Source organism: Collinsella aerofaciens, from assembly GCF_040926265.1.
Classification (GTDB): domain Bacteria; phylum Actinomycetota; class Coriobacteriia; order Coriobacteriales; family Coriobacteriaceae; genus Collinsella; species Collinsella aerofaciens_BB.
Genome location: NZ_JBCOIL010000007.1, coordinates 76,497 through 90,579 on the forward strand (window position 1 = coordinate 76,497; position 14,083 = coordinate 90,579).

The window sequence follows — 14,083 nt, forward strand, 5'->3', positions numbered from 1 at the left end:
ACTAGCTCGGCAGATACAGGTCTAGATGCTACAGAACGAGACAAACCCCAGTCCCGCGAGACAACATCTCAATCTGTAACAGTAAGGGGTCAAAAACCTCTCTAGATGTTACAGAACGAGACATTAGCTTGCCGAGAACTTCGCCTCGTAAATGTGATTCAAGTGTGTCGATATTTCCTTGCCAATGTTGCGCAACAGGAACCCTTTCGGCGGTCGTAACGTACGAATTGTCATAGGTACCCCTTCAACGATTGGGAGAAGAAATGGCAAAGTACGCACCTAAACACTTGAAAGTCTCAGGCGGCGCCGAGCCTCGCCCCACATTCTCGGGCCACAAGGCAACACGACTCGCCGTCACCGCGGCAACCACCATCGCTATGACTGGCTCGACGCTGCTCGCGCCGTTCTCGGCATTTGCCAACGATGCAAGTGATACCACGGCACAGGACGCGATCATGTCGCCGCTTGCTGTCCACGCCGGCGAGGCGGCAGGCTCCGCAGTAAAGGCAAACGCCCAGAAGATTGCCGACCTGCAGGCTGCGATCGATGCCGCAAAGGCTGCCGAGGCAGACGCCAAATCCGACTACAACACGGTGGCTGCCCCCTATACCGAAAAGCAGGCGGCCCGCGACAACGCACAAAGCACCTATGACGCCTCCGTCTCCGATAATTCGCAGGCAGAGGCCGCCGCGCGCGCCGAATATGCTCGCCAGCTCGATGAAAGCGTCAAGGCGGCCGACAGCGCCAGTGCCACGCTGAAGGATGCCCAAGGAAAGCTCGATGCAGCCAAGACCGACGCCGAGGACAAGTCGAAGGTCCTTGATGCCGCAAAGCAGGCGGCAGCTGATGCGCAGGCCAAGCTCGAGGCAGCCCAGAAGGCAGCCGCCAACGCAACGCCGGAGGAAATCAAGGTCGCCGAGCAGGCTGCCGCAGATGCGCAGGCCGCTCTGGACCAAGCAAAGGCTGCGAAGGCCGCTGCCGATTCCGCGCTCGCCGATGCCCAGCAGGCTCAGAGCGCCGCGCAGAGCGCTTACGACGAGGCGGCAGGCACGCTGGCTTCCGCTCAGCAGGAAAAGACCGCCGCGGATGGTAAGCTAGTTGCGGCACAGACAGCGTACGACAGCGCACAAGCCGATTTGGCGGCCGCAAAGGCAGGCGCCGAGGGCCCGGAGTATGACGCCGCCCAAGCAAAGGTCGATGCTGCCCAAAGCGCACTCGACCAGGCGAAGCAGCAGCAGGCGGCTGCCGAAGCAGGCCTTTCTCAGGCAAATAGCGACGTTGCATCCAAGCAGGACGCCCTCACCGGTGCCGAAAGCGAGCTCGAAGCCAAGAAGCAGACAGTCGCAGCAGCCGAAAATGATGTAACGGCAGCCCAGACGAAAGCCGATGCGGCGCAATCGGAGTTGACCTCGGCAAAGCAGGCACATGCTACCGAACTGGAGAAAGCAAAGGCCGCTCAGAAACAAGTCGATCAGGCAAAAGCCGAGAAGGAGCAGGCAGACAAGGCGCTCAAAACTGCCAAGGCAAACCAGGCGGCCGCCGATCAAGCCGTTATCGATGCACAGAAAGCATACGATACGTGCAAGGCGGCAACCGATAAGGCAACGACGGCGGAGGCGCAGAGCGTCATCGGCTTCTACCAGTTCATCGGTGCCAACGACGCTGCAAACATCATCTATAGGCAGAGCGATAAAAACCCGACGACCATTGGCGATAAAAAAGACGGCACGTCACTCGACAACGCCAAGCTTTCGTTTGGCAAGCTGCGCGAAATTAATGAATATCGCAAAAGCGTCGGCCTTAGCGAGCTTAAGGTAACGGCAGAGCAAATGGCAATCGCTCAGTCTGATTCCAATTACTCCGACGCAACGAAGGGGCACTCAGACTATGCCGGATTTGAAAATGCCGCTTGGAACTTCAGCACGAAAGAAAACATCGCGCACCAATGGGTTGATGGCGAAAAGAAAATATTTGACGATGCTGCAGCGAAAGCCGGCCTTGGCAACGTTGCCCCCAAAGATGCTTGGAAGACTTTCTGGAGTCACGGTACCGAATTCGGAGCCCAAGGCGTGGGTTTTGGCACCGTCGGCCATTATTTGAATATCGTACAACCTAACGCCAAAACCATGGGATACGGCATCAACTCGCGCGGAACCCTTTGGCCGTATGTGTTCGTCTTGGAGATCGACAACAATTACGGTTCGTACGAGAAAGAATACTCGATCGATGAACTCGAGAATCTCTTTGATCAGTATCAGCTGAGCCTCTCCAAAGCCAGCGAAAAGCTCGCCGCCGCAAAGACGGACCTTGAACAAAAGCGCAGCACAGCGGCATCGAAAGCCAATGCCGTAAAGGTAGCTGAGACCCTCGTCGCTCAAAAGCAGGAAGGCGTTGATACCGCGAACAGCAACCTTGCCGCCAAGAACGACAGCGCAGCAAGTGCCGCCGCCGCTGTTGCCCTAGCAGAGCAGAATCTCGCCAAGGCAAACGGAAAAGTTACCGAAGCCGAAGACCAGGTCAAAGCCGCCCAAAGTAACGTGGCGACCGCAGAGCAGGTCGTCAACCAGAAGCGCGCCGAGCTTAAGGCATCGCAAGAGCAAGCCGCTCAGAGTCAGAAGAAGGTTGATGACGCCAAGGCAGAAACTCTCGTAAAGCAGCAGGCTCTGCAAGATGCAAAGAAGGAACTTGCCAAGTATTCTGCCGATGTTGCTGCGGCTCAGGAAAAGGCTGACAAGGCCCATCAAACGCTTGATGAAGCCACGGCAGCCCAGACGTCTGCCCAGAGTGCTCTCGAAAAGGCGGAGCGCGACGCGGCTGCCAAGAAGCAGGCCCTCGACACCGCGAAGGACAACGCCGAGGCCAAGGCGGCGACCGCGGAGCACGCTGCGAGCGATCTGACCACGGCGAAAAACGACTTTGCTTCAAAGAAGGCCCATGCCGACGCCCTGAGCAACGCGGCCAACAATCTTACCGCGGCCAAGGCGGCCAAGAAGGACGCCGACGCAGCAGTGACTGAGGCCGGAGTCGCCCTTGGTGCGGCAAATGATGCCATCGCGAACGCCGAACAGGCGATCGAGAATTCTCAGGCCGCATCGGATGCCGCTGTCGCTACCCTCGGAAAGCTAAAGTCCATCAACGTCGAAAACGGCATTGCTACTGGCTCTGATGCAAACGCGAATGATACGCTCAATGCCCTCTTTGCCAAGTGCGTCGCCGCCAAGCAGGCAGAACATAACGCAAAGGCCGCACTTGATGCCGCTCAGGCAGACCTTGATGCTGCGACGCCCGCCTACACCGCAGCGCTCAATGCCTACAACGAGGCGAAGGCAAAACGCGTAGCCGCCGAGCAAGCCCTGAAGGACGAGATCGCCCGCCAGGAGCAAGAGGCAGCGAAGGCCGAGCAGGCCAAGATCACGCAGGCTGCCGCTAAGCCGGCTGCTGGAAAGCCGTCTACCGGCAACGCCAAGACGGCCGCCAACTCGGCACTTCCCACCACAGGCGACAATGCTGCGCTCACCGGTGAGACGTTTGTCATCGGAGGTGTCGTGCTCGTAGCCGCTGGCGTCTTCCTGACCGACAAGAAGCGTCGTCAGGAGTAAGGATTTCAGGAGGACGGCTTCTCCTCCCTCCCACCGCTTCGCAAACCCTGCCCAGCATGCGCCGGGGCGCCCATCACGCGGGCGCCCCGGCGTTTTACGTTGTATGCCCGGGGCATCTGCTCCGAGATTGTCTCGATCTGTAACAAATACTCGGTAAAACGGGGTCTAGTTGTTACAGATCGAGACGTTAGTTTTCGGCTGAAATGTTTGTCTAAATCTGTAACAGCTATGGTTCAAAAACCGGTCCAGACGTTACAGATTGAGATGTTTGGCAAAGACGACCGCCGATTGAGCAGCCACCCTCATCTGTAATGAAAAGTCATACATTCCAACTACTACTAGACACCCCCAGGGGGTATGGGTGTATAGTATCGGTAGGTTAACAATTCCAACACCGAACCACAGAAAGGAGAAGCCATGGCTCAAGATAAATTCGATGTGGGTGGCATGACGTGTGCCGCCTGCCAGGCGCACGTGGACCGTGCCGTGAGCAAACTCGACGGCGTCGAGAGCGTCGCGGTCAATCTGCTCGCCGGTTCCATGATGGTCGACTACGACCCCGCGCAGGTCTCCCCCGACGATATCTGCACCGCTGTCGACCGCGCGGGCTACTCGGCCTCGCCCATCAGCACGGGCACCGACGCTGTCCAAAGCGGAAGTGCGCAAGCCAGGTCCGGCGCCGCCCATATGGAGTCACCGACCAAAAAGTTGGAGGCCGCCGCCTCTGCCATGCGCACCCGCCTCATCGTCTCGATCGTATTCCTCATCCCACTGTTCTACATAGGCATGGGGCACATGCTCGGCTGGCCGCTGCCCGGCATCTTCACCGACCACACCCACAGCATGACGCTCGCGCTCACCGAGCTCGTCCTGCTCATTCCCATCGTCTACGTCAACGACGCGTACTTTATCAACGGGTTTAAATCGCTCGCGCACGGCGCGCCCACCATGGACGCCCTTATTGCCGTGGGCGCCACCGCCTCCATCGCCTGGTCGCTCTACGCCATGTTCATCATGGCCGACCAGCTAGCCGCAGGTCAGGTGCACGAGGCCATGATGACGAGCATGGACAACCTGTATTTTGAGAGCGCTGGCACCATCCTGTCGCTCGTCACCGTGGGCAAATACCTCGAGACGCGCAGCAAGTCCAAGACCGGCGGCGCTATCGAGGCGCTCATCGACTTAGCACCCAAGACCGCGACCGTCGTGGCAGAGGACGGCAGCGAGGCCACCGTCGACGTCGATGCCATTCTGCCCGGCCAGGTGCTGCGTGTGCGCCCCGGCGAGTCCATCCCTGTCGATGGCGTGGTGCTCGAGGGCAGCTCGGCCGTGGACGAGAGCGCGCTCACCGGCGAGTCCATCCCCGTGGAAAAGACCGCCGGCGACACCGTCAACGCCGCCACTGTCAACCGCACCGGCTCGTTTGCCTTCCGTGCCACACGCGTGGGCGCCGACACGTCGCTCGCCAAGATTATCCAGCTCGTCGAGGACGCCAACGCCACCAAGGCGCCCATCGCCCGCATGGCCGACAAGGTCGCCGGCGTGTTCGTGCCCGTGGTATTCGTGATCTCGGCCATGACCTTCGTGGCGTGGATGGCACTGACCGGTAGCGTGAACGAAGCGCTCACCTCCGCCGTCGCTGTGCTGGTGATCAGCTGTCCGTGCGCATTGGGTCTGGCCACGCCCGTCGCTATTATGGTCGGCACCGGCAAGGGCGCCGAGATGGGCATTCTGTTCAAGAGCGCCGAGGCGCTGGAGAATCTGCGCAGCGTGGGCACCGTGGTGCTCGATAAGACGGGAACGGTCACTCGCGGCAAGCCTGCCGTGACCGATATCGTGGTAGCCACGCGCGCCGACGGATCGCCCGCCATGAGCGAAAAGGCGCTACTCAAGCTGGCCGCCGCGCTGGAGCGCTCAAGCGAACACCCGCTGGCCGAGGCGATTATGGCCGAGTGCGAGACGCGAGGGATTGTCGCGCGCGCCGTCGAGGACTTTGCCGCCGTGCCCGGGCGAGGCGTTACGGCGCGCGAGGGGCAAAACGCCATTGCCGCCGGCAATATGCGCCTGATGAACGAGCTGGGCGCGAAGGTGCCCGCGGGTCTTGCCGAACAGTTCGCCGCCGAGGGCAAGACGCCGCTGTTCTTTGCCAAGAACGGCGAGCTCGCCGGCACCATTGCCGTGGCTGACGAGGTCAAGGAAACGAGTGCCGGAGCCATCGCCGCACTGCGCTCGCTTGGCGTCGACGTGCGCATGCTCACCGGCGACAACCGAGTCACCGCCGAAGCAATCGCCCGCCGCGTGGGGCTGAGCAGCGAACAGGTCATCGCCGACGTCCTCCCCGCCGACAAGGAGCACCACGTACGCGAGCTGCAGGATGCGGGCAGCAAGGTCGCCATGGTGGGCGACGGTATCAATGACTCCCCCGCCCTGGCGCGCGCCGACGTGGGCCTTGCTATCGGCACCGGCGCAGACATCGCCAAGGAGGGCGCCGACGTGGTACTCATGCGCAGCGACCTCATGGACGTCGCCCGTGCCATCGAGCTGTCGCGCGCCACAATTCGCAACATCAAGCAGGACCTGTTCTGGGCGCTGTTCTACAACGGCATCGGCATTCCGCTGGCGGCGGGCGTGTTCTTCCCCCTCACCGGTTGGCAGCTCTCGCCGATGTTTGGCGCCGCGGCCATGAGCCTGTCGAGTGTCTGCGTCGTAAGCAATGCGCTGCGCTTAAAATCCTTTAAGCCAAAAGTGGCAAAATAGGCTCACCATTAAGTCCATCTAGAACGGGTTTTCCAGACGCCCGAGATTGACCCGAAAGAGGAGCGACGCGCACTTTGGTACGCGAGCGACGGCTTGAAGGTCAAGGTCGGGTGCCTGGGAAAGCCGACACAACAGGGAGGAATACCCATGCGTTACACAATCAAGACTTCCGGCCTCATGTGCGGCCATTGCGACGCCACCGTCGAGACGGCGTTGCTCAACGTGGCCGGCGTGACCGACGCCGACGCCGATCACGAGACCCAGACCGTCCAGGTGGAGTGCGCCGACACCGTGACCGTCGAGCAGCTCACCGCCGCTGTCGAGGGCGCCGGCGAGAAGTTCCACGCCCTTTCGGTGACCGCCGCATAGCAGTCGCTGCCTACTGAATCCTCAGAAGTTGCGGTGAAATACGGACTGTTGTGCCGCCCTAGGCCTTTAAACGGTCCGTATTTCACCGCAACTGACGGGGACATCCGGAAGATCGACCAGAAACGAGGACCCGACATGATGGCAGACCATAAATCGGTGACCCGCATGCTCAAGACGGCACGCGGCCAGATCGACGGCATCTTGCGGATGGTCGAGGAGGACCGTTACTGCGTCGATATTTCCACGCAGCTCATGGCAACGCAGGCGCTCCTCGCGCGCATTAACGCCGACGTGCTCAAGGCGCATATCGAGGGCTGCGTGACTTCGGCAATCGAATCGGGCGACGAAGACCTCAAAGCCGCCAAGCTCGCCGAAATCGAACGCGTCGTCGACAAGCTCTCCAAGTAATAGGGGCATTGGGGACAGATTTCTTTGCACCGTCTTGGTATTCCGGGGACAGGTATGTTTGCACCACATTGGTGCAGATTAACCTGTCCCCCTTGCTCTAAATCGGGTATAAAGGCGTGCAGCATATCGAACGAAAGGCAATTTGCATGAATGACTTTATGAAGGGTCGCAATGGTGCCGATGAACTCACCATCGTGATGGGTTTTGCCGGCATCGTCATCGCGATGATCGGATCGATAGCCCGCATCCAGTGGCTCAGCTGGATCGCCATCGCCGTAATCGTGATTGGCGTGCTGCGCGGCCTGTCCAAAAATATCGATGCACGTCGCAAGGAGAACGAGGCCTTTGTCGCCGCGACCGCGAACGTCCCTGGCTTGGGCAAGTTCGTCGCCAGCTTGGGCGGCGGCGCTGCTGCGGCTAGCACCTCACGCGCAGCCGGCACCAGTAAGGAAGACTTTGAGCGTGCCAAGCGCACGGCCAAGAAGATGTGGAAGGGTCGCAAAACCACGGCATACCTCAAGTGCCCCAACTGCGGCCAGATGCTCTCCGTCCCCAAGGGCAAAGGCAAGATCCGCGTCACCTGCCCCAAGTGCCACGCCAAGATGGAGACGCGCTCCTAGCCGCCATACCATGGGACAAAATAAAAGCCGAGGCCTCGTGTTGAGACCTCGGTTTTTTCTAATTATGACAAAAGGATTGCCCCCTTGTCGCATCGCCATATCGCGCGCTTACGCCACGCCGTCGCGGGCAAGCTCCTCGGCCAACGCCTCGGCAGGCATGGCCATAATCGTGTCGAGCTCGGCGTCCACCTCGGGAATACGCTTCACCTTGAGTTTGCGCACCAGATCACCACGGCACATCACGTGCATCGGCTCACGCAGTGCGCACAGGTCATCGAGCGGATTCTTGCGCGTCACCAGGATATCGGCGGCCTTGCCGCACTCGATCGTGCCAGTATCGCCGCCCAGCCCCAGCAGCTCGGCATTAACCTGCGTGGCTGTATGCAGTGCGAAGGCGTTGCTCACGCCGACATACTTGGCAAAATAGGCGACCTCGCGCCACATGTCATACTGCGTCACGAACGGGCAGCTTGAGTCCGTGCCAAGGCCCACCTTAACGCCAGCTTCCAGTGCGGCACGGGCGCTCTCGATGATGCCCGAGCACACGATGTCGCCGTTCTTCTTTTGCGTATCGGTAGAATGGGTCTTTTCCGGGTCGAGCAATACAAACGGCAGCGCCGGACTGATAGTGCAGGTCACACTCGGAGCACGCCCCTCGAGCTGCGTGCCCGCGGCGCCACGGTACAGCTCCAAGATTTCGGGTGTCAACAGAGCGCCGTGCTCAATCGTGTCAACGCCGGCCTCAAGCGCGGCCTTCACGCCCTCGGTACTCTCGACATGGGCCATAACCGGAAGGCCCATATCGTGCGCCGCCTTGCATGCCGCCGCGGCAACCTCCACTGGCATACGCAGCACGCCCGGCTCGCCCACCTCGGTCGCATCGAACACGCCGCCCGTCACGAACAGCTTAATGACGTCGGCACCACGCGCATACAGGTCGCGCACCTGTTCGGCTGCCTCGGCGGGACTGTTGGCCACCTGGGCGAACAGTCCCGCACCATGGCCGCCCGGCACCGTGATGCCCGTTCCCGGCGCCACCAGGCGAGGACCCTGATACTTGCCGGCATCGATAGCATCGCGCACGGCCAGATCGGCAAACAGCGGGTCGCCCGCGCCGCGCACCGTGGTCACGCCGCTTGCTAGCTGCTGCTGGGCACTGCCCTTGAGGATGCGGCGGACGATGGTGCGGCCCACGGGATTATCGAGCTTCTTCATCAGCGCGCCCGCATCGCCGGCCGAGACAGGCTTGCCCGAGCCGCACAGGTGCACGTGCATATTGATGAGACCGGGCATGAGATACGCACCACCCAGGCCGATAACCTCGGCACCCGCGGGCGCCTGCGCCACAGCACTCGGCCCCATCCATGTGATGACACCGCGCTCAACGGCCACGGCCATATCGGGTTGCGGCTCCATATGCTCCGAACCATCCAGAATGGTCGCATTGATAAACAACGTAGAACGATCGGCAGACGCCATATCGAGCTCCTCCCTCACGATTAACTTGAACATTTGTCCATTATCACCTAATGCAGCGACCTAAAGTCGAACATATCGGTTAACGGAGGGACGAGAGGATGTGGGGGACGGAATACGTTGCAGTCCCACCCCAGCGAAACCAGGGAAATGTCTCAATCTGTAACAGGTACTGGGTTATTGGGCCCCCTGATGTTACAGATCGAGACAAAACCTCTCAGCGCCCATACCACTGACGTCTCCACTCCTCAGCCAAATCGGGCCGTCGCGGAATACCCGCTAACCTCATCTTCTCAACCAGCTTCCCCGGATTCTTGAGCTCATCAAACGTAAACCGAAGCACCTTGTGCCCGAGCATTGTCAGATGAGATTCCCGCTGACGCTCTGCCACGAATGGGTCTACCGACTCCCGGCCCCCGCCGCTCTGCAGGGTGTACTTCCCCTTTCCGTCGAGCTCGCCGATGACACACGTCCCGTCCTCGAGCTGCCAAAAATAGTCGACGCGAAATACCTGGCTCGGATCGAGCGGGTCGCGAAACTCAACCTGCAGCTCCGGAACTGGAAAGCCGTACGCAATAAAGAACGCTCGGAACCGAGACTCGCCGCCGTTTTCGGACAGCCCGTCCGCATACGACGCAATCACCTGTGCCCTGCGATACCCTCGCCTGCCCTCGCAATCGGCGCGGAGGCGCTCGCACAAATCCCAACGTGATACGCCTTTCGCCCGCAGTGCAGAATCGGCAATCGCCAACCCGTAGGAGAACGGCGCACGCAGTAAGCAATCCTCCACCGTGCGCCAAAACGACGTCACCCGCACGCCATCAACACGCTCGAGCGCGCCCGCCATCTGCGGACGCAACAACCTGCACCCGCTGCTCAACGTCACCGAACAACCCGTCTTAACAAGAAAGCGCGGCCCGAGCAGATCATTCGGCACCTCCAAACCCCACAAAAGCGCCGCGTCATAGCCCCAAAACGCCCAATCGGGATGAAATTCCGCAAGCCCTTTGATAGTCCTCAGCGCTCGCTCCGCCGACGTCAATGCATCCCAATCATGCTGAAAACAGAACAGGTACGGCTCGGGCTCCGCGATATCGTCGGTTCCAACATGGCGTCGCAGCCACATGAGCTCGGTATTGTCATGCGTTGCGAACAGCGCACCTTGCTTGGCCGTCTCCGTGAGCCGCGCGAGCATCCTGTTCCGCGCCAACGTGTTGCGAGTCGTATGTTTGTGTTTGAGAACGGTATTAGACACTTCCATCACCACCACGTCAGACAAATGGACCTTCGTCACCGTTACCTCCGCTGACAAATGTCTTGATCTGTAACAGAAAGACAGTCTTTGAGCCTCTAGTTGTTACAGAACAAGATCTTTCGGCACCGCGTCCAGCCTTTGTCTCAATCTGTAACAGCTAGGTCGACTTTTAGCCCGTAGATGTTACAGATTGAGACAAAGTCAGGGCAGCAGGGCGACACCAGCCACATCCCCTACTCCCACTCCTGCTCGTAGATGTTAAGCGACTTCACGTACCGCCCCTGGGCACCCATGATGTCGCGGACCAGGCGCAAGAAGAAGCTGATGCATGAGGTGTCGAAGCCATCTTCCAGGTCTTCTGGATGAACGGCGCCAGGCCCGTCGACCGCCGTGTCACTCAGGCGTGCGATGTCATACAGATAGAGTTGTCCCGCCGTCAGCCAGACATCGTCGACGCAGGCGAGGCGCACCGCGATCGCTCCGTCGCTCCAATGCTCCTTTTGCACGATATGCGGGTCGTAGACATCAAAGCGACAGTCGGTGCGCGTGTCCTTCAGCGCGACCATACCAGTCGCAGGATCCTTGTCCAAAATGCCAAAGCGCGAGAAATACTGCGTGTCGCGTACCTGCTCGAGCCGCTTGAGCGAGGCAGGCGAAAGCGATGTCGGCGGCTCTTCAACATACAGCTCGAGCAGCGTCTTGCCATGGCGATAGGGGCGCTCGAAGAGCAGCCAATCGGTAAATGCCATGTTGTAGGCCATGATTTCGTTTTGCGACGGCTCGGTGCAATAGCTGAGCCACGGGTCGACAATGATCTCGAACTGTTCGCGCGCCGGCTCCAAAAACTGGAACTTCCGCAGCATCCAAAAATGGGCCATGTCGGCAATATCGTTGCCGACGGCTTCGGCTAGCTGCGCTCGGTCTAAAGCGTGGTCAGTCATGGCATCCTCCTCAAACTGATAGACCTCAATTTGAGCTTACGAGGAGGGTGGTCGGCCACGACCAGCGCGGGCAAAATAGGCCTCCGGCTGCAAACCAGATGCTGACCAAGCACTTGACGAAAAGCTTGACCGAAAATGCGCACCGCAACAAAACCGCAGGTAAACATAGACGGCAAACCCGTCCTTTTGAGCCAAGCGCCCCCGGCCATCACAGAAACAGCAGAGCGCCACAGCTCAAGAAGACGCCGAATGGACACTCGCGCGTCGACAAACGGGCAAATCGCTCACAAAGAGTGTCCCCAACGACTAGACAAAAAATGACTAGTCATTGGGGACGTTCTTAAATAACTACTTTACAGCTCCAGCGCATCGGCGACTTCGGCCGCGCAGGCCAGGGCATCGGCCATAGCGTTCACCACGAGCGAGCTGCCGTAGCGAGCATCACCCGCCACATACACCGGCGCGGCATCCGCGGCGACGCCGTCGACACGGGCCGCAAGGTGCGAGCCCTCGGCGGCCATCACCGGCAGCGGACGACCAGCGGTGGCAACAGACACGCCAACGGCGTCGAACACGCCATGCTCGGGACCCGTAAAGCCGCAGGCGATGAGCACCAGCTGGGCCGGCACCTCGTGCTCGGAGCCCGCGATGCGCTCGGGCTTGCCAGCCGACCAATCCAGATCGACCACGCGCAGGCCCGCGGCCGCGCCCTTCTTGTCCAACAGTACCTCGAGCGTATCCACGCCCCAGGCACGCATCTCGCCGCCCATGGCAGCGATGGCCTCCTGCTGGCCGTAATCGGTCTTCTTCACGTTAGGCCACTGCGGCCAGGGGTTGCTCGCCGCGCGCGCATCAGGCGCCGCCGGCAAGAACTCAAACTGGCGCACGCTGCGCGCACCCTGACGTACCGCGGTGCCCACGCAATCGTTACCGGTATCGCCGCCGCCAATGACCACAACGTCCAGGCCGCGCGCGTTCACCGCGGGCTCGCCGCCATCGAGCACCGAGACGGTCGAAGCCGTCAGGTAGTCCACGGCATACACCACGCCCGGGGCATCCACATTCGTAGCCGAAAGACCGCGGGGTGCACGAGCGCCGGCAGCCACCACAACGGCGTCAAAGCCATTGAGCTTGGCCGCTACCGCAGGGTTCGTAACGTCAGCGCCCAGCTCAAAGACAATACCCAGCTCGCGCATGAGCGCCACGCGGCGCTCGACCACAGACTTCTCGAGCTTCATGTTGGGAATGCCGTACATGAGCAGGCCGCCCGGACGGTCGTCACGCTCAAACACCGTCACGCGGGCGCCGCGACGCGCGAGCTCCCATGCTGCCACCAGACCAGCAGGACCGGAGCCCACCACGGCGACCGTGGGTGCGCCCTCCCCCGCCGGCTCAAAGCGACGCGGACCGCCATTTGCCCACTCATGGTCGCTGATCGCACGCTCGTTGTCATGAATCGTCGTGGGCTGGCCGTCGACCGAACCCAGGTTGCACGCGGCCTCGCACAGCGCCGGGCACACGCGGCTCGTAAACTCGGGCATGGGCGAGGTGAGCGACAGGCGCTCGGCAGCCTCGTCCCAGCGGCCGCGGTACACCAGCTCATTCCACTCGGGAATCAGGTTGTGCAGCGGGCAGCCACTCGGACGCGCCTTGCCAAAGCTCGCGCCCATCTGACAAAACGCCACGCCGCACATCATGCAGCGGCTCGCCTGGGCACGGCGCGCATCGTCATCGAGCTCCACGTACAGCGGATCAAAATCATGGCTGCGCTCCTCCACGGGGCGAAGCTCGTGGGTCACGCGATCGATATCAAGAAAAGCACCGGGCTTACCCATGGCACTTACGCCTCCTTCTTGGTCGAAGCAACAGAGCCGACAGCGCCGCCCGCGGCATCGAAGCGAGCGACATCCGCGGCACTCGCGCGACCGGTCACAATGTCAAACGCCAGCTCCTCTGCCTGCGCATGCGTCTTGCCGGCAGCCTCGGCGGCGGCGACAATCGCCAGCACGCGCTCGTACTCGGTTGGAATGACCTTCACAAAGTGCTTGCTCATCGTCTCAAAGCTGTAGAGCAGCTTAATGCCGCGCGGGCTCTGTGTCGCGTCCACGTGCTCCTGGATGAGCTCGCGAATCTGCGTCAGTTCGTCGGCCGTCGGGGCCTTGAGCTCCACGCTCTCGTGGTTCACACGGGCATCGAGCGTACCGTACTGGTCAAAGACATAGGCCACGCCACCCGTCATGCCGGCGGCGAAGTTCTGCCCGACCTCGCCCAGGATGAGCGCCAGACCGCCCGTCATGTACTCGCAGCCATGGTTGCCGCAGCCCTCGACCACCACGGTGGCGCCGGAGTTGCGCACGCCAAAGCGCTGGCCTGCCAGGCCGTTAATGAAGCCGCGGCCGCTCGTGGCGCCAAAGAACGCAACGTTGCCCACGATGATGTTCTCGTCGAACTTGTAGGTCGCATGCGGGTTAGGGCGCACCGACGCCTCGCCGCCCGAAAGGCCCTTGCCAAAGTAGTCGTTGGCGTCACCGCACACGTTGAGCGTAATGCCGCGCGGCAGGAAGGCGCCAAAGCTCTGACCGGCCGAACCATCGCAATCGATGGTGATGGAGCCGGCGGGCAGGCCCTCGGGATGCGCCTTGGTCACCGCGTTACCCA

10 protein-coding genes are annotated in these 14,083 nt (G+C 61.0%); 5 read left to right on the forward strand and 5 right to left on the reverse strand.

The genetic code is table 11. From position 1 onward, the window contains the following. The first annotated feature begins 263 nt into the window (after positions 1-263). The 5 genes from AB5767_RS03430 (at position 264) to AB5767_RS03450 (ending at position 7,753) form a co-directional block, all read left to right on the forward strand. Entirely contained in the window at positions 264-3,599 is a 3,336-nt protein-coding gene (locus tag AB5767_RS03430) for a CAP domain-containing protein (protein WP_368131322.1), read from the forward strand. A gap of 417 nt (positions 3,600-4,016) precedes the next feature. Further along, a complete protein-coding gene (locus AB5767_RS03435; RefSeq protein WP_368131321.1) occupies positions 4,017-6,356 on the forward strand; it encodes a heavy metal translocating P-type ATPase in 2,340 nt (779 codons plus the stop codon). Between the two features lie 147 nt (positions 6,357-6,503). After that, positions 6,504-6,725, forward strand: coding sequence for a heavy-metal-associated domain-containing protein (locus AB5767_RS03440; protein WP_260699774.1), 222 nt, complete (start codon positions 6,504-6,506; stop codon positions 6,723-6,725). A 138-nt stretch (positions 6,726-6,863) separates the two neighbouring features. Further along, positions 6,864-7,133 (forward strand): metal-sensing transcriptional repressor, encoded by a 270-nt coding sequence (locus AB5767_RS03445; RefSeq protein WP_226812542.1) that lies wholly within the window; start codon positions 6,864-6,866, stop codon positions 7,131-7,133. A gap of 146 nt (positions 7,134-7,279) precedes the next feature. Continuing rightward, positions 7,280-7,753, forward strand: coding sequence for a hypothetical protein (locus AB5767_RS03450; protein ID WP_161194483.1), 474 nt, complete (start codon positions 7,280-7,282; stop codon positions 7,751-7,753). A gap of 108 nt (positions 7,754-7,861) precedes the next feature. Here the strand turns inward: AB5767_RS03450 and AB5767_RS03455 are convergent, their stop codons facing one another. The 5 genes from AB5767_RS03455 to AB5767_RS03475 all read right to left on the reverse strand — a co-directional run. Next, positions 7,862-9,232, reverse strand: coding sequence for an amidohydrolase family protein (locus tag AB5767_RS03455; RefSeq protein ID WP_368144798.1), 1,371 nt, complete (start codon positions 9,230-9,232; stop codon positions 7,862-7,864). A gap of 214 nt (positions 9,233-9,446) precedes the next feature. Then, the gene (locus AB5767_RS03460) at positions 9,447-10,523 is read right to left on the reverse strand and encodes a hypothetical protein (protein WP_368131319.1); all 1,077 of its coding nucleotides are present in this window, start codon (positions 10,521-10,523) and stop codon (positions 9,447-9,449) included. Between the two features lie 194 nt (positions 10,524-10,717). Further along, a complete protein-coding gene (locus tag AB5767_RS03465) occupies positions 10,718-11,425 on the reverse strand; it encodes a hypothetical protein (RefSeq protein WP_118206021.1) in 708 nt (235 codons plus the stop codon). 353 nt (positions 11,426-11,778) lie between these two features. Next, a complete protein-coding gene (locus AB5767_RS03470) occupies positions 11,779-13,260 on the reverse strand; it encodes a glutamate synthase subunit beta (protein WP_368131318.1) in 1,482 nt (493 codons plus the stop codon). Between the two features lie 5 nt (positions 13,261-13,265). Further along, positions 13,266-14,083, reverse strand: an 818-nt coding sequence (locus tag AB5767_RS03475) for a GltB/FmdC/FwdC-like GXGXG domain-containing protein (RefSeq protein WP_497506351.1), incomplete at its 5' end; no start/stop codon positions are given.

Bases quoted from the DNA above. Each gene is read 5' to 3' on its own strand.
- AB5767_RS03430 (WP_368131322.1), top strand. From the start codon at position 264: ATGGCAAAGTACGCACCTAAACACTTGAAAGTCTCAGGCGGCGCCGAG.
- AB5767_RS03435 (WP_368131321.1), top strand. From the start codon at position 4,017: ATGGCTCAAGATAAATTCGATGTGGGTGGCATGACGTGTGCCGCCTGC.
- AB5767_RS03440 (WP_260699774.1), top strand. From the start codon at position 6,504: ATGCGTTACACAATCAAGACTTCCGGCCTCATGTGCGGCCATTGCGAC.
- AB5767_RS03445 (WP_226812542.1), top strand. From the start codon at position 6,864: ATGGCAGACCATAAATCGGTGACCCGCATGCTCAAGACGGCACGCGGC.
- AB5767_RS03450 (WP_161194483.1), top strand. From the start codon at position 7,280: ATGAATGACTTTATGAAGGGTCGCAATGGTGCCGATGAACTCACCATC.
- AB5767_RS03455 (WP_368144798.1), bottom strand. From the start codon at position 9,232: ATGGCGTCTGCCGATCGTTCTACGTTGTTTATCAATGCGACCATTCTG.
- AB5767_RS03465 (WP_118206021.1), bottom strand. From the start codon at position 11,425: ATGACTGACCACGCTTTAGACCGAGCGCAGCTAGCCGAAGCCGTCGGC.
- AB5767_RS03470 (WP_368131318.1), bottom strand. From the start codon at position 13,260: ATGGGTAAGCCCGGTGCTTTTCTTGATATCGATCGCGTGACCCACGAG.